Here is a 16,169-nt window from a genome sequence, read left to right on the forward strand (position 1 = left end):
TGGTCACCGCCGGTGCGGTCAGCGGCAGCCGGCCGCGGTGTAGGCCGCGTCGTAGGACGTGGTGACCTGCTTGCCGCCGATCGTCGCGGTTCCGGTCACGGTGACCGTGCCCGCGTCGATCTGGGCGGCCCGGGTGTTGAAGGACTGGTAGGCCTGCTTGCCCGGGGCCACGTCGGCCACGGTCTTGGAACCGAACGGGGTGTTCAGCGTGATCGTGGCCGGCACGTCACCGTCGTTGACGGCCGTCACCGCCAGGTACGCCGAGGTGCCGATGCAGCGGGAGGAGGCGGTCACGGTCAGCGGGAGCACCGGAGCCTTGTCGACCGTGACGGTCTCCTTGTTGTACTTCTTGCCGTTGCCGTCCGGCTTGTAGCCGTTCTCGATGTTGCCCGCGAGGTCCATGGCGAACCAGTGCACCTCGGTGGTCTTGTCGATCGAGATCTTCGCGGCGCCCTCACGCATGCCCGAAGAGGTCAGCTTGGGCGAGCTCAGTGTCGGCCGGCTGCCGTCGAGGGTGTAGTAGACGTTCGCCGGCTCGTTCACCGTGAAGGTGAACGTCGCCGAGCCGTCGGTCCTGTCGGTCACCACGAGCTTCGACTCGGGCTTCTGCTTGTCCTTCTGGTACATCTGGGCGACCTCGAGGATGCCGATCTGGCCGTTGGAGAACTCCATCGCCTCCTCGTGGCCCTCCTCGAACGGAGGCTGGAAGCCGACCGCGGTGTACCTCTTGGTCGCCGGGTCGTAGACGTCGGCGCCGACCTCGAAGTCCCAGCCGATGATGCCCTTGTTGTACCAGAACTCGTCGGCGCTGTTGCCGGCCGCCGAGTACAGCACGTCGATCACCGGGCCGGTGCGTCCCGGCCAGATGGCCGTGCCGCGCCAGCCCTGGACGGCGGACAGGATGTGGTTGGAGGCGTTCCAGAAGTATTCCTCCGTGCCGAGGTCCGGCCGCGGCAGCGTCTCCCGTCCGGCGGTCTTGTACGCCCCCGGAGGCCACATGAAGTAGCCGCCGTAGGAGTGGGTGTTCATCGCGAACTTGACGTTCGGGAACTTCTCCGCGAGCCACACCTCGTTGCGCGTCTCCGGCTCCGACAGCTCCGACGGCCCGGCGAAGGTGTCGCTGGTGCAGGTGGTCGAACCGCCGTTGTAGCCGTCGAAGACGCTGCCCACCGAGAAGTTGCGGTTGAGGTCGACACCCCAGGAGTTGCGGCGCGCCGGGTCCGACCCGTCGGCAGCGCAGTAGTTGACCATGTTCCTGCGCTGCATGTTGTAGTCGTACATCGAGTAGTGGGCGCCGTCGGGGTTGATCGTCGGCACGATAAAGATGTCGAGATTGTTCACCAGTTTCTTGGTGTCCGAGTCGAGCGCGTAGTTGCGCAGCAGCCGCTCGGCGGTCTCCACACAGGTGAGCGGGGTCACCCACTCGCGGGCGTGCTCCTGGCAGTAGAGGAACACTCCCGTCTTCGAGCCGTCCCGGCTCTTGCCGATGCGCAGCGCCTTCATCTGGAACGGCTGACGCGAGACGCTCGCCGGCGCCTTCAGGTTGTCGGTCAGCTTCGTCGCCGGAGCCGCGGCCACCACACCGGAGCCGTTGCCGGTCCGGTAGAGGCTGGCGGTCAGCAGCGCCGACGCCGCCGAGTTGCCGTTGACGGCGTCCACGACCTGGCCCGCGGTGCTGGTGACCGCGCCTGAGGCGTCCGTGGCCAGGTTGACCACGACGTCCTTGCCGTTGATCGCGACCGAGAGCGGGGCCGAAGCGTTCCCGGGGTTCACCAGCGCGACGCTGACGTCGTTGCCGCCCTCGCTGCCGTACGCCTTGGAAGTCACGTAGAACGTGCTCGCCAGCGCGCTCCCCGAGCCCGTGCCGAACTGCGCCTGCGCCTGGCGGCGGTAGCCGTTCGTCTTGTACGGGAGGTCGACGATCTCCGAGATCTTCGGGAACTGCTTGGACAGCCACACGATCCGGCTGGTGACCTCGGTGGGGTCCATGTAGTGGTCGACGAAGTCCTGCACGTAGTGCTTGGTCGGCGCCTTGCGCGGCTCGCCCAGCCACTTGGTCACCGGCACGGTGATCGAGCCGCCCCGGTTGCTGGTGATCGTGACCTGGGTGGGGGCCTCCGTGATCGGCAGCGGCGAGCTGAACCGGTGGTACATGTACTGCCCGGCGTCGGTGAAGCGGGACATCGTCGCCGTGCCGCCGGAGTCGGGGGCGGTGCCCGGGCCGCTGTCCCAGGTGGCGGTGAGCACGGTCTGGGCGTCGGTCGCGCTCGTCTTCACCTCGACCGACAGGAACCGCTGGTTGTCGAGGCTGGTGAACCACTCGGCGCGCAGCGGCGTGAGCGTGTCGGTCTCCGCCGCGTCGGCGGCCGCGGCGGCGAGGGCCTGCCGCCGCTCGGCCACGTTCGCGGCGTAGTCGCTCTGGTCGGAGATCGAGTCGCGCACGTCGAAGCCCTGATCGCGGAGGCTCTGGGCCTCCTCTGGGCTGAGGACGGCGTGCACCTCGATGCCGCCGTCGACCGGCTTCGAGTATTCGGCGAGGTCGACGCCCATGGCGTTCAGCCGGTCCACCGCCGCCTGGTCGGGGACGACGACGCGCATCAGCGCGACGCCGTTCTGCGCGGTGCTGGACGCCCGGTCGGGGGGAACTGGATTAAGGGAGGGATCGGCGAGCGCCGGGAGGGCGTTCAGGGCGATCGCCAGGGGGAGTGCGAGTGCGGCGGCGTAGCGTCGCGCCCTGCGGGGAGAGCTCCTCATCGAGTTTCCTCCATCTGGCGTGCCGTCCGGGGAGGGGGGTCAGCCCGGAGCGGATCACGCGAGGTCGAGGGAAGTCTTCGTCACCCCGAAAAAGTCGTCAAGGTGCCCCAACCCCCCGAATTTGGGATTTTTCCGTAACGAGATGATTTAGTGCTCGATTGGGTATTTGGTCCCTCTTGTCACATGGGGCGAGATGGGTAACGGCCCCGGCGTGGCTCATCACCGCATCAGCACGAGGCGTACGGCCTCGGCGACGGGCACGCCTCCGCCGATGAGCTCGAGGACGCGATACCGCGTCTCCGGGGCGTCGATCAGCGCGGCGATCACGGCGGCGACGTCGTCGCGCGGCACCGCCCCGGAGGGGAGCGGCGGGTCGGCCAGCGTCACCAGCCCCGTTCCCGGCCCGTCGGTGAGCCGCCCCGGCCGCAGGATCGTCCAGTCGAGCGGGCGGGCGCGCAGGTCCTCCTCGGCCGCCGTCTTCGCGGTGATGTAGGCCGCCCAGACCTCGTCGCCCCCCGGCGCGGGCGGCGATCCCGCGCCCATCGAGGAGATCTGGATGAAGCGGGACACGCCGGCCCGCTCGGCCGCGTCGGCGAGCAGCACCGAGGCGCCCTGGTCCACCGTGAACTTGCGCGCGGCGCCGCTGCCGGGTCCCGCCCCGGCGGCGAAGACGACGGCTCCGGCTCCCAGCAGGATCGCGGCCACCTTCTCCGGCGTGGTCCGCTCCAGGTCGCACAGCACCGCCTCGGCGCCGGCCGCCTCCACGTCCGCGACCTGGTCCGGGTTGCGGATCAGCCCGACCGGCGCGTCGCCCCGCCCGCTCAGCAGGCGTGCCAGCCGAAGCGCGATCTTCCCGTGTCCGCCCGCGATCACCACGCGCATGCGCCCACCTCCGCGCCGATCCTGCCACGACCCACCCCGGCGGACGGGGCAGGCCGCGCCGTCACTTGCCCGTCTTCGCTGGTCAATGGTTACCTCTTGTGATAGTCATGTCACTACAAGTAATCATCAAAGTGTCTGTGGAGATGTCATGCTCATGGGCGTACTCGCGGTCGCGGCGGCCGTCGGGCTGGTGGCCGTGGCGGCCCTTCTGTTCCGCGCGCTGGGCCGGGGCACCGACGATCGCGATCCCGGCGGCGCGTCCGCCGGTCACGCCGGGTCGATGCTCTCCTCGCTGTTCCTGCTCGTGTTCGCCATCGCGATCGTCGTGCCGTGGACCTCGGCCGACTCGGCGCGGCAGAACACCTACTCGGAGACCCAGGCTCTCGTGGAGGCCTACTGGGCCGCCGCGCCGCTACCCGCCCCCGACGCCGCCCAGGTGCGCGAGGGACTGCGCGACTACGCGAGATACGTCGTCGAGGACGAGTGGCCGCAGATGGCGGCCGGACGTCTCGGCGCCGAGGGGACGGCGCGGCTGGAGTCGCTGCGCGCCCGCGTGACCGAACTGCCGGTCACGACCGACGAGGCGCGCGACGCCAGGGACGCCGTGCTGGAGCGGATGGCGGACCTGTTCGCCGCCCGCCGGCAGCGCGCCGCCGACGTGGGCACCGCGCTGCCTCCCGGCGTCATGCTGCTGACGGTCCTCACCGGCGTCCTCGTCGTCGTCTTCCCGTTCCTGGCCGGGGCCCGGCCCCGGGGGCTCACGCTCGTGCCGATGACGGCGATGGCGGTCCTGCTCGGCGTCGGCGTCTATTTGGCCTGGAACATCTCCCACCCCTTCAGCGGTGGCCTGGCGGTCAAGCCCGACGCGTTCGTGAGCGCCCTGCACGAGTTCCAGCGGATCCCCGAGGGCCGCTGACATGGGCAGGACGGCGGGCCCGCGCGTGGCCGTCGCGCTCGTCCGCGCCTGTGCCGCGCTGACCTGTGCTGTGCTGACTTGTGCCCCGTCGGCCGCCGCGTTTTCCGCGCCGGTGCGGGCGGCCGCCGGTGCGTCTCCCAAGGCCGACGATCCGGATGGACCGGGCCTGCGGGTCGGTCTCTGCGTCGGCGTGGACGTGATCGTCGACCTGCACGCCGAGGTCGGCATCGGCGGGCCCGGCTGCACGCCGCCGACGCCCGTGCCGCCGCCCCCGCCCTCTCCGGAGCCTCCGCCCCCGCCCTCTCCGGACCCTCCGGCGCCGGCTCCCGAGAAGCCGGCACCGGCGCCCCGGCACTCCCCGCATCGGGTGGTGGCCGCGCCCCGGCCGCCCGTCGATCCGGATGGACCGGGCCTGCGGGTCGGTCTCTGCGTCGGCGTGGACGTGATCGTCGACCTGCACGCCGAGGTCGGCATCGGCGGGCCCGGCTGCACGCCGCCGCCGCCCGTGCCGCCGCCCGCGCCCTCTCCGAAGCCTCCGGCGCCGGCTCCCGAGAAGCCGGCACCGGCGCCCCGGCACTCCCCGCATCGGGTGGTGGCCGCGCCTCGGCCGCCCGTCGCGGCGCCGTCCCCCCGTCCCCGCGCGACGCCGCGGCCCACCCCGTCGCCGTCGAGGTCGCCCGTATACCGCGTGCCGGCCATGCGCGCGATCGCGCCCGTACGGCACCGCAACCCTCTGGGGACGCTCACGGTCGTCGTGGTCCTGTCGGTGGCGATCGCCGCCGCCGGTGCCGCCGCCTTCCGCCGGTAGGAGAACACGGGCGGCGGCGCCGAACACGCGCTAGATTGGGCTCACGATCTGGATCATGAAATACCGCGGTCGCGCGGTGAAGGACGTGAGCCCTATGACGGCCGAGCCGGCGCCTCGTGGAGTCGATCCGACCATTCCCAACGCTGCCCGTATGTACGACTACTTCCTGGGCGGCAAGGACAACTTCCAAGCCGACCGTGACCTGGCGAACCTGGTGCTGAGCGTGCTGCCCGAGACCAAGGAGGGCACCAGGCAGAACCGCCGGCTGATCGGCCGGATCGTGCGTTACCTGGTGGACCAGGGGATCAGGCAGTTCCTCGACCTCGGGTCGGGACTCCCCGCGCAGGACAACGTGCACGAGGTGGCCCACCGGTTCGCGCCCGACGCGCGCGTGGTCTACGTGGACAGCGATCCCGTGGTCTGCGCGCACGGGCGGGCGCTGCTGGCCGACCCCGAGCGGGTGGCGATGATCCAGGCCGACGCGCGCAGACCCGCGGAGGTCCTGCGCGATCCACAGGTGCGCGAACTGATCGACTTCGAACGGCCGGTCGCGGTGCTGATGATGTTCCTCGTGCACTTGGTGCCGGACGAGGACGACCCGCAGGGGTTCGTCGCCGCCTACCGGGAAGCCCTCGCGCCGGGCAGTTACCTCGCGCTCTCGCACGTCTGCGCTGATACCGCGCCCGAGAGGATGGGCAGGATCACCGAGTTCTACCGCCAGGCCAACGCGCCGTTCGTCCCCCGGTCGCGTACGGAGATCGCCCGCTTCTTCGGTGATTTCGAGCTGATCCCTCCCGGCCTGGCCAGTGGCGCCGGGCCGGAGAACGTCTGGCCGTTCGGCGACGAGGAGACCTCGATGTTCGCCGACGAGGAGACGGCCCGTATGGGCTGTGCGGGAGTGGGCCGCAAGCCCTGACGCGAACGGCCCGGCCTGCTGCCGCCCGGCAGCAGGCCGGTGCCGTCATCGCCGGACCCCGCCGGGAGGGGGATCGACGAGTGCGGCGGCGAACACCCACGGCGAGGTCTGGGCGATGAAGTCGCCGGGGAACCCGAGGGCGAACTCGGTGGCGTGTTCCAGGCGCGTGCGGATTTCCGGGGGAAGGGCGAGACCGGCGGCGGCGAGATTGTCGCGGAGCTGGCCGGCGGAACGCGCCCCGACGATCGGGTGGACGGCGGGGGAGCGGCTCGTCGTCCATGCGATCGCGACCTGCGCCGGCGTCACGCCGAGGTCGTCGGCGGCCTCCCGCACGGCCCGGGCGACGGCGTGGTCGCGGGCCGAGAGCGACTCCGCCTTCAGCCGTCCCGTGGGCACGGCCCCGTCCGGGCGGGTGTATTTGCCGGACAGCACCCCGCCGCCGAGCGGGCTCCACGCCGTGACGCCGAGCCCGAGGGACTCGGCCATGGGCAGCAGCTCCCGTTCGATGTCGCGTTGCAGCAGGCTGTACGGCACCTGCAGGCCGACGAAGGGACTCCAGCCGCGCCACTCGGCGAGGGTGTTGGCGCGGGCCACGACCCAGGCGGGGGCGTCGGAGATCCCCACGTACAGCACCTTGCCGGCCCGGACGGCGTCGTCCAGCGCGCGCATGGTCTCCTCGATCGGCGTGTCACGGTCCCACATGTGCACCCAGTAGAGGTCGAGGTAGTCCGTGCGCAGCCGGCGCAGGCTTGTCTCCAGGGAGGCGCGGAGGTTCTTTCTGTGGTTCCCCGCGGCGTTCGGGTCGGAGCGGTCGCGGGAGACCGTGTACTTCGTACCGAGGACGAACGACTCGCGCCGGCCCTCGAGCAGCTCGCCGAGGATCTCCTCGCTGGCTCCGTCGCGGTAGTTGACGGCCGTGTCGATCATGTTGCCGCCGGCCTCGGCGTACAGATCGAGCATCCGCCGGCACTCCGCAGGCGGCGCGCCGACCCCGCCCTGCTCTCCGAAGGTCATCGCGCCCAGGACCAGTTCGGACACCCGTAGGCCGCTCGTGCCCAAGGTGCGGTACCTCATGCCGTGGCCGATCCGCCGAGCAGATCGGCGACCACCAGATGGATGGCTGAAAGCGTCATAGACGGCACCATACATTATGTATGGACACAATGTCTGTACAGATCGTCCGTACAGCACGTCGGTATCCTGAGGGGCATGCCTTCGAAGTCCGGTGCACAGCCGGCCCGTAGATCGGCCGCGGAGCCAGCGTCCACCGGGTTGCGGGAGCGGATCCTGTCCGCGACCCGCGAGTTGCTGCGGGAGCGCCGCTTCGACACCCTCAGCGTCGCCGACATCCTCACCGCCGCGGAGGTCTCCCGGGCGAGCTTCTACTTCTACTTCCCGAGCAAGCAGGCCGTGCTCGGCGAACTGGTGCGCGACGCCGTGACGCGGGGACAGCAGGCCGCGCGCCCGTGGGTCGAGGGGCTTCAGGCCGGCGGGTCGCAGGACCCCGTCGCCGCGCTGCGTGCGGGGGTGCGGGACGGCGCCCGGCTGTGGCGCGACAACGCGGGCGTCCTGACGGCGATCGTGGAGAACCAGGGCTCGGACGAGGGGCTGCGAGCGCTCTGGCTGGAACAGATGAACCTGTTCACCGATGCCGCCGCGGCCCGTATCGAGTCCGACCCGCAGGCCCGCGCGCGGCTCGGGGACATGAGCGTGCGCGCCGTCGCCGCCTCGCTGACCTGGATGGGCGAACGGCTCTATTACCTGGCCGCGGCCGGTGTCCCCCCGTTCGACGACGAGGAGGTTCTCGTCGACGTCCTCACCAACGCCTGGACGTCGATCCTCTACGGCCGGCCGGTCACCCCGCAGGTGGAGTGTCTGAAAGACCCCGCAGACTGATCGTCGGTCCTCAGACGCGGCGGAGCCGGCGCCGCGCCCGAGGGCGGCGCCGGCTCCGCGCTTTTCCTTCAGGACCGGTTCGCCCGGGCCACGACCTCCTCGCTCGTCAGAGGGCTGCTCGGGTGGTGGCTCAGGCACAGCGGCGTACGGACCTTCGTGAACGACCCGCCCTCGAACGCCGCGTAGAACTGGCCCGACCGCAGCCGCGACACGTCGGGGACGTCGCCGCCCTTGGCCCTGGCCAGCTCACGCGCCGCCATGATCTGAGCCGGTGCGTTGAGCAGGCCGAAGAACTGGGTGGCGGCGTTACCCGTGATCCGGTTGTGCAGGCCCTTCGGCGCCTGGGTGGCGAACACCAGCCCGAGGCCGTACTTGCGGGCCTGGGCGGCGAGGGCGAGCGTGCTCTGGGTGCACACGGTCGCCGTCCCCGACGGCGCGAACGTCTGGGCCTCGTCCATGACGAACAGCCCGCCGAGCGGCCGGTCTCCGGCGGGATGCCGCTTGATCCAGGAGAACAACGCCATCTGCAACTGGTTGACGAAGCCCTGCCGCTGCGCGTCGGAGGCCATGCCGGTGAGGCTGATCACCGAGACGCGGGCCCGCTTCCCCTCGGGCGGCGTCAGCAGGACGCCGGGATCGACAGGCGTCCCGGTCCCGGCGAACAGGGGATCGCTGATCGTCTCCGCCCTCAGGTGCTGGGCCATCTCAGTCGCGAGCCTGGCCGCGCCTTCGAGACTGCTCACGCCGTCCGGCAGGTCGTCGAGCAGGGCGATCAGGCCGCGCAGTCCCGTGCCGCCGCGCCGGCCGTAGTGGGCGACGGCCTCGCGGAGCACCGCCTGGCCCAGATGGGCCTTGGCCGTCTTGGCCTCCAGCTTCGCCCGGGGCACGAGCGCGGCGAGAGCGGCGTCCACCGCCTCGCCGAACTCGTCCGCGTCGTCGGCGACGCTGCCGAAGTCGGGCAGCGGCTGGAAGCTCAGCGGGCGTCCGGACTCCTTGCGCGGCGTCCAGATGACCACGTCGGTGTTCGCCAGGTAGTCGTCGGCCCTGGCCGCGTCGTCCTCGCCCCACTCCGCCGGTGGCTCCGGCCACCGGTCGCCGAGCCGCGCGAGGTCGTTGTTCGCGTCGAGGACGATCGCCGAGACCCCCTGCAGGGCGCACTCCTCCACGAGACGGCGGATCAGCACCGTCTTGCCTGAGCCGGAGCCGGCGAAGATCGCCGTGTGCTTGCGCAGGGTCTCCAGCGGGATCCGTACCGGCCGGTCGTCCGAGGTCGCCGCCCCGATCGTCAGGTACGGAGCCGCCGGGGCATCGTCCGACGACAGCGGCCTGCGCGGACGAGGAACGGCCGACACCTCCGAGACCGGCACTTCCGAGACCGGCTCCTCTGGGACTGGCTCCTCCGTGGGCGGCTCCTCCGTGGCCGGGATTTCCGCCGAGGGCACCTCGGCCGGCGATGCCTCGAAGGAGGGCAGCGGTGGCCAGACCTGCAGATCGGGAACGGCCGGGCCGATGCTCACGCCGCCGGGAAACGTGACGCTCGTAGCGGCCGGTTCCGGCACATCGCCGGAGGCCGGGGACGGCGCATCGCCGAGGGCCGGGGACGGCGCATCACTGGGGGCGGGGGACGCCGCGTCGCCGAGGGCCGGGGACGGCGCGTCTCGCACCGGCAGCGGCTTGAGCCGTGGCACGGCCTCCCGATTGAGCAGTTGCCGGTCCGGATTGGCGGTGCGACGGGGGCGGTCCGGCGACCGGGCCGGCCGCGAGGACCTACCGATCGCGGTGCCGGACACGCGCGGAACAGCCGCGTCGCTCAGCGCCTCGGCGAACAGCTTCACCTCGCCCGCCGGCTTGCGCGAGACGAGCCATGCCTGGAGGTCCGGGGGGTTTTCGGCCAGCAGGGTGCGAAGCGCGGCGAAGATCCTCAGGTCGTCCTCCTCGACCTGGAGGACACGGCCCCCCGCCTGCTCGAAGGCGGTCAGGGTCTCCTGGGTGACCGGCCCCCTGGCCCAGCTCTGGTTCCTGAGTACGAACAGCTTGCGCGCGGGGATCCGCTCGTCGAGCCCGGCCGCCGTGGACGCGGCCTTCAGCCGGTTGAGCGCGGCGATGTGATGGGACGCGGAGATGGCCCGGAAGCACCAGTGGGCCTCGTTCTCCGTCGCCTCGTCCAGGGTCCGCCGCAGGCGGGCGTGCAGGGGCGGCTTCGTGCTCGGGGGCGGGTCCTGGGTGAACAGGCGCCCGTCCTCGCCCTGCTCGGCGATCCAGGCGGACAGCCCGGCCGACATCAGTCCCGGCATCACGGCGTCCTCCGTGATCGGGTCCAGCGCCTCCGCCACGTCCGCACGCTGCCGCAACTCCGCGAACCGCCTGTCGAGCTCGCCGAAGTCGGGTTCCCGCTTCTGTGGCGGCGGAGGGATGCGAACGACCTTGACGGGGTGGGAGCCGGTCAGCCGTTCCAGCTCCGTGACCTGCCCGCTCGCCAGGCACGACCGCACGTGCTGGTCGAGCCGGATGAGCAACTGGCGGGGGGTGTACTGGTTCGCTTCCTCGAACGCCTCCGGCTTCACCGGCCAGGTCGGGTACGGCGGCGTGAACCCCGCCGCGCCGTACTGCGCGCTGAAGCGCTTCTCGATCAGCGCCCGGCCCGTCTTCGCGTCCGGGATCGTCCCCAGCGGCAGAGTTGTGCGGAAGCGGTCCTGAACGGTGTCCGTGGCATGCTTCTCGATCAACGTCCATGTGAGGGGGAGGCAGGACAGCACGGTCAGCGTGCGGTGGGTCACCTCGCGAAGGGTCATCAGACCACCCGCGACGCGTTCGACCGTCCTGCGGTGCTCCGGGTCCTCCGCCGATCCGCCCCCGGTGAGGGTCGCGGACTGGGCGATCAGCGTGTCGACCTGGTCCACGGCGATGACGGAGGGACCGGTCAGCGCGAGAAGTTTGGACAGGTCGTGGACGATCTCCTGCGGTGTCTTCTCGACGGTCCGGAACCCCCATCCCGCGCGTTCGCCGGGCTCTCCCTGCGGCGCCGAGATGAGGTAGGCGTCACCGATGTCCTGCGCCGCCAGGTCGTGCGAGGCCCGCAGGGTGAGGGCACGTGCGGTGTCCTGCACGTCACGGCCGACGTGCGGGTCGTATCGGCGCAGGGCGCTGACGAAGGCGTCCAGGTCCGCCCGGGACAAGGGGACGTCGCCGATGATCGGGCCGCGAGCCGTCTGCGGCACTTCGGCGAGCACACAGAGGCGCCACAGGAGTTCCCGCAGCTGACTGCCATCCCCGGCCATCGGCCGGGAAAGGCTGTCGAGCATGGACAGCAGCACGCTCTCCCAGAAGTCCTTCGCGTCGAGCAGGCTGATGAGGAAGAAGTAGGCGTCCTCTTCGTGCACCTTCTGACGGACCCAGCCGAGGAGGTGTGTCTTGCCCGTTCCCCGCTGGCCCTGTATCGCGACGCCGATCGGGCTCGCGGCGACGCTCTCCTCCGCCTCCAGCAGGCCGTTGAGGATGACCTGCGCGGCGTCCCGATGCAGCCCCTCGACATGGAACGGCAACGGGCGCCACACGTCGTCGGCGACCCGCGTGTAGTTGAAGCGCAGGGCCCGCAGGGCGTCGAGTTCGTCGCTCGTCATCATGCTCCGATCAGGATGAGGTGCTTGGCCTGGTCCCCGATCACGACAGCCGCGGTCCTGTCCTCGTCGGTAAGCATCTTCTGGTTGGACTCGGGCACCAGGCGCACGTCGGGCAGACCGATCATCCGGCGGAGGACGGCGTCGACCTCGTCCCTGGGGGCGTCGCCGAGCAGCGGACGCAGCCGGGTCAGGCTGACCCAGGCGTTCGGCTTGTCGGCGAGCTGCGCGTACGCCTTGCGGATCAGCGTCTCGATGTCGTCGGACGCGGGCACGCTCATGGGCGGTGCCTCCGGGATCGCCGTCTCGAACGCGGGCGGTTCCTCAACCGGTTCCTCAGCCGGTGCCTCGACGGTCGCAGGGACGAGATCCTCCTCCTGGCCGAAGATCTCGGCGAGGCTGTTCTCGCTGCGGGCGATGTGCCGCTGGAGGTTGCCGACGAGTGCCTTGACCGTGGCCGCGGCGAAACCGGTGCCCGGCGCGCTGATGCCGTCCCGGAAGAGCTCCGACGCGTGGTGCCAGCCCTTGTCGGTCAGCACGTGGCTGAAGGAGCGCCCGTTCTTCCGGCTGTCGACGAATCTGCCCTCGTTGAGGGTGGTCCGCTCCTTACCCGTGATGGTGACGCCGTACTTTTCCTTGAGCTCGGGATTGGACATCTCCCGGTCCTCCGCCATCAGGATCAGGAGGGCGCAGGTCGCGGAGAAGGACAAGGGTTTGTCAGGCATGGAGTGACCCTTCGAGCGTTCCATGGCGGCACTGGTGGAGGAAGCGCTCCAACTCGGCGAGCACGGTGCCGAGGCGTTCCAGCACCTGCTCGTTCGTGAAGCGGCGGACGGCGTAGCCGTCCCGGCGAAGGCGCAGGTCGCGCTGTCTGTCCGCGGCGAGGCGGAGCGGCCTGAGATGCTCGGGGCCGTCGATCTCGATCACGCATCGCTCGGCACGCCAGAGCAGGTCGACGCGGATCGGGTTGCTGAGCGGTCCGGAGGCGTGGAGCTGGTTCCACTCGCGGCCCGCCGCCCAGGCGCACGGCGACAGCGCCGCCTCCAACCGCCGCTCGGCGGTGCTCGCCGGGTGCGGCACCCCGGCGAGAGGGGGGAAGGTGAGCGCCGGCAGTGGAGACTCCTCGGCGCCGCCGGACGCGATCTCGCGGGCGAGCGCCGCCACCTCCTCGGGGATCGGGGCGGCCACGCTCTCGATCCGGTCGACGGAGCGCGGCGGCGGCCCGATGAGCCAGACGCCGAACCCGCCGTGGTGGGCCAGCCATTCGCACGCCGCGACCAGCACCTCCTCGGCGGACGGCGTGAGCTCGGGCGGCATCCGTACGAGGATCGCGGCCTCCGGCCGCCCATAGCCCGAACGGAGCACCCGGGCAAGCCCGGCGGCACGGATCTCGGGCGGGAAGCTTCCCCGGGCCTCGCCGCGCAGGGCGCGTTCCGCCAGGTGGGCGAGGAAGGGCGCGAAGTTCTTGGTGGCGGAGCCCGTACGCAGGGCGAGGGCGCGAACGGCGGGGACGGCCGCGCCACCGGGTCCCGTGATACCGTCCGCCTCGGGCAGCCAGGCGGGGAACATCGCCAGCGCGGCGGACTCCAGTTCCCCCAGCACGTCGGCGACCACGTCCGCGGGGCTCCCGGCCGGGCGGGGCACGTACGTGACCAGCGCGGGCGCGTCATCGGGCAGGGGCTCGACCGCCAGGGCGACGGCGTCCGGGTCGCCGTGCAGGTGCACGTCCTGGCCCGCGTGCAGGTGCACGTCCTGGCTCGCGTGCAGGTGCACGACCCGGCCCGTGGGAAGCTCCCTCCACGAGCGTGCCACGCCGTTCCCGCCTGTCGTTGAAGATCCAACAATCTCGACCCGGCAGAGGGTATCGGGCAGTGGCAGGACCGTGCACGAAATCGGGAATTTCCGGTTCGTCGCCTACGGCCGGTCGCCGATCGTGTCGGTCCAGCCGGAGGATTCGTACACGGTCTTCTCACCGGTGCGTGCGCCGGCGTACACGGTGCGCCCGGCGTGCTTCTCCTCTCTGTCCGGGCCGTTGTACTCCTCCGCCAGCAAGCGTGCCCCCGACTCGTCGACGATCAGCCGGTTGACGCCGTCGGCGGAGACGACCGCAGCGCCGGGACGGCCGATCGGGTCGGTGACGCCCCGCTCCAGCCTGAGGCCCGGTTGGTCGGCGAGGATGCGCAGCATCGCGGCCCGGGTGGCCGGAGTGGTCGGGGAGGAGAGCATCAGCCGCGTCATCCAGAACGTGAAGTCCGCGTCCGGCTCGTCGCGCCGGTGGGCCGCGAGCCAGCGGCGCAGGCCCTCGGCCTCCCGGGGCAGCCGCCAGAAGTCGTCCTGGGACAGGTCCTCGCCTCCGACGTTCACCAGCAGCTTCATCCGGAAGTCCTGCGTCGTCGGCGTGGGTACGCCCTTCGCCTTCCCGGCGGCCGCACCTGGCGCGACGACCTTCGCGTCCAGGCCCGTCGTGGACCGTCCCCGGCCGGTTTCGCCGTCGTACCAGGCCTCGGTGGTGGAGACGAGGATCTCGCCCGACGGCCGCGGCTCGTAGATCCGCTCGCGGCTGTACCAGAAGCGGCCCGCCTTCGCGTCCGCGCGGGCGGCGTTGTCCGCACCCACCAGGAGGAACGATCGCGCGTCGAGCGTCACGGCGGGCGTCGCCCGGCTCGGCGGCGCGGAGGCGACCGCGTTTCCGGAGACCGTGCTCCCAGCCGGCTCGCCCGCCCCGTCGGGCGCCGCGATACCGGCCACGACGGCCGGGACCGCCACCGCGGCGAACCCTGCCGCCGCCGCGCCCAGGAGCATCAGCCGGGTCCGTAGGGACGAGGGCCAGCGGGCGGGGAGGTCGGCGAAGATCCGCGCGAGGTCGGCCTCGCGGCGGCGGTGGTAGGTCTCGTCGAGAAGGTCGTCGGGCCGCAGGGCACGAATCAGTTCGTCGGTGTTCATCGCATCTGCTCCTGAAGAACGGCCTGAGGGGGATTGAGCATGGCCGCCAGACGCCGGCGGGCACGGTGGAGACGGACGGCGAACGTGCGCGCCGAGCATCCGACGACCTCCGCGGCCTGGGCGGGGCCGAGGCCGTACCAGCTCGCGAGGATCAGGGCCTCCGCGTCGGCGCCGGAAAGGCGGGTGAGGGCGTCGAGCGCCGCCTGCCGCTCGCTGATCTGGTCGGCCACGTCCCCTTCCGGGGACAGCGTGGTCAGCCGCAGCCGCCGCATGTCCAGGTGGCGTTGCTTGCGCAGCAGGTTGCGGGCGACGGCCAGGAGCCACGGCAGGGGGTGCTCGGGCACCTGGGCGAGCCGTCGCCAGGCGATCAGGAACGTCTCACTCGCGATGTCCTCGGCCGACTGCCGTTCGGCGCGGAGCAGCGCGTACCCGAGCACGTTCCGGTAATGCCGGTCGTACAGCTCGGTGAAGCGTTCTTCGGGGTCATCCATATCCAGTAGTTCCACTTCGGGGTCCCCGATTACAGGCCCCGGCGGGAAATCTCGCGGGCTTACGCCGTCTCGGATCTGATCAGGCGGAGGAACGCCTTGATGCCCGACAGGACCTCCTGGTTGTCGGTGAGGCGGCTGAGGGAGTCCTCGAACTTCCGGCCCATGGCGTCGAGCCGGCGGTCGAGGTCGTCCGCGCGCGCCGTGGCCGCGTGGAACCCGGCGCGGGTCTCCGAGGCGAGGGCGTCGTGGCGCTCGGCCAGTTCGGTGGCCCGGGCCTCGGACTCCTCGGCCCGCCCCTCCAGCGCTTTGACGCGCTCGACGAGCGTGACGACGTCCTCACGGGGAAACCGGACCTCCTCCAGCATGGTGGTCATCCGGCTGCGCAGGTGGGAGAACCACGCTCCGGCGGGCCTGAAGAAGGTGGCGATCAGATAGAAGACGGCGAAGTAGTAGCCGACGGTCGCGCCGGAGAAGTAGGTGACGACCGCGAGCAGGCCGGCCGACAGCAGGTGGGCGGCGACGGCCGCCCGGCGCATGCGCACCGCGATGCGGCCGGCCTCCGCCTCGCGCTCCGGCGAGATCTCCACTCCGCGCTCGCGGCTGAGCCGTATCTCGTGGATCAGGGAGTGGGCCTGGAAGTACAGGTTCCACGGAACCGTCAGGAGCACGATCAGCCAGAGCAGGCACAGCGCTCCGAAGCCCAGCGAGACGACCACCGGCAGTGGTACGTCCACCACGTAGACCAGGACGATCCCCGCGATCGTGGAGACGATCGCGAGAAAGACGATCCCGCTTCTGCTCACGGCCATCCTTTCCGCCGGTGTTCGGACACGTCAGTGTCGCCGCCGGATCGGCGCGCGGGCATGAGCGGGATCACCCGGATCGTCTGAGTACGACCGCTCATTAAAAAGGGGGGTGGCCCGGAACGCGGACCACCCCCACCATC

The 16,169-nt window shown here is 71.3% G+C and carries 13 protein-coding genes; 4 read left to right on the plus strand and 9 right to left on the minus strand.

Annotated elements, in window-relative coordinates; all coding sequences use genetic code 11:
• Window positions 1-18: 18 nt before the first annotated feature.
• The gene (locus ACQEVJ_RS08760) at window positions 19-2,754 is read right to left on the minus strand and encodes a M14 family zinc carboxypeptidase (RefSeq protein ID WP_433098988.1); all 2,736 of its coding nucleotides are present in this window, start codon (window positions 2,752-2,754) and stop codon (window positions 19-21) included.
• A 219-nt stretch (window positions 2,755-2,973) separates the two neighbouring features.
• Window positions 2,974-3,636 carry an SDR family oxidoreductase gene (locus tag ACQEVJ_RS08765; protein WP_433098990.1) on the minus strand — a complete coding sequence of 221 codons (663 nt, stop codon included), beginning with the start codon at window positions 3,634-3,636 and terminating at the stop codon, window positions 2,974-2,976.
• Between the two features lie 148 nt (window positions 3,637-3,784).
• On the opposite strand from ACQEVJ_RS08765, the gene ACQEVJ_RS08770 reads away from it, so the two are divergent.
• From ACQEVJ_RS08770 to ACQEVJ_RS08780, 3 genes are read left to right on the plus strand one after another with little or no spacing between them, the layout of a single operon-like run.
• Window positions 3,785-4,552, plus strand: a complete 768-nt coding sequence (locus ACQEVJ_RS08770) for a hypothetical protein (RefSeq protein WP_433098992.1) — start codon at window positions 3,785-3,787, stop codon at window positions 4,550-4,552.
• Window position 4,553: 1 nt separating this feature from the next.
• Window positions 4,554-5,360, plus strand: a complete 807-nt coding sequence (locus ACQEVJ_RS08775; RefSeq protein ID WP_433098994.1) for a hypothetical protein — start codon at window positions 4,554-4,556, stop codon at window positions 5,358-5,360.
• Between the two features lie 55 nt (window positions 5,361-5,415).
• The gene (locus ACQEVJ_RS08780; RefSeq protein WP_433098996.1) at window positions 5,416-6,276 is read left to right on the plus strand and encodes an SAM-dependent methyltransferase; all 861 of its coding nucleotides are present in this window, start codon (window positions 5,416-5,418) and stop codon (window positions 6,274-6,276) included.
• A gap of 45 nt (window positions 6,277-6,321) precedes the next feature.
• Here the strand turns inward: ACQEVJ_RS08780 and ACQEVJ_RS08785 are convergent, their stop codons facing one another.
• The gene (locus ACQEVJ_RS08785) at window positions 6,322-7,350 is read right to left on the minus strand and encodes an aldo/keto reductase (protein ID WP_433098998.1); all 1,029 of its coding nucleotides are present in this window, start codon (window positions 7,348-7,350) and stop codon (window positions 6,322-6,324) included.
• A gap of 135 nt (window positions 7,351-7,485) precedes the next feature.
• Between ACQEVJ_RS08785 and ACQEVJ_RS08790 the strand changes: the two genes are divergently transcribed.
• Window positions 7,486-8,172, plus strand: a complete 687-nt coding sequence (locus ACQEVJ_RS08790) for a TetR/AcrR family transcriptional regulator (protein WP_433099000.1) — start codon at window positions 7,486-7,488, stop codon at window positions 8,170-8,172.
• A gap of 68 nt (window positions 8,173-8,240) precedes the next feature.
• On the opposite strand, the gene ACQEVJ_RS08795 is transcribed toward ACQEVJ_RS08790, so the two are convergent.
• From ACQEVJ_RS08795 to ACQEVJ_RS08820, 6 genes are all read right to left on the minus strand, one after another.
• Window positions 8,241-11,795, minus strand: coding sequence for a helicase HerA domain-containing protein (locus tag ACQEVJ_RS08795; RefSeq protein WP_433099002.1), 3,555 nt, complete (start codon window positions 11,793-11,795; stop codon window positions 8,241-8,243).
• Window positions 11,792-12,514, minus strand: coding sequence for a hypothetical protein (locus tag ACQEVJ_RS08800; protein ID WP_433099004.1), 723 nt, complete (start codon window positions 12,512-12,514; stop codon window positions 11,792-11,794). Before ACQEVJ_RS08800 ends, ACQEVJ_RS08795 begins: the two co-directional genes overlap by 4 nt.
• A complete protein-coding gene (locus ACQEVJ_RS08805) occupies window positions 12,507-13,601 on the minus strand; it encodes a DUF559 domain-containing protein (RefSeq protein WP_433099006.1) in 1,095 nt (364 codons plus the stop codon). Before ACQEVJ_RS08805 ends, ACQEVJ_RS08800 begins: the two co-directional genes overlap by 8 nt.
• Window positions 13,602-13,703: 102 nt before the next feature.
• Window positions 13,704-14,732 (minus strand): hypothetical protein, encoded by a 1,029-nt coding sequence (locus tag ACQEVJ_RS08810; RefSeq protein WP_433099008.1) that lies wholly within the window; start codon window positions 14,730-14,732, stop codon window positions 13,704-13,706.
• Window positions 14,729-15,223: an RNA polymerase sigma factor gene (locus ACQEVJ_RS08815; protein ID WP_433099010.1), complete on the minus strand. Its 495-nt coding sequence runs from the start codon at window positions 15,221-15,223 to the stop codon at window positions 14,729-14,731. The genes ACQEVJ_RS08810 and ACQEVJ_RS08815 overlap by 4 nt, the downstream gene beginning before the upstream one ends.
• A gap of 59 nt (window positions 15,224-15,282) precedes the next feature.
• A complete protein-coding gene (locus tag ACQEVJ_RS08820; RefSeq protein WP_433099012.1) occupies window positions 15,283-16,026 on the minus strand; it encodes a hypothetical protein in 744 nt (247 codons plus the stop codon).
• Window positions 16,027-16,169: the final 143 nt, after the last annotated feature.

Source organism: Microbispora sp. CA-102843 (assembly GCF_050936215.1).
Lineage (GTDB): Bacteria > Actinomycetota > Actinomycetes > Streptosporangiales > Streptosporangiaceae > Microbispora.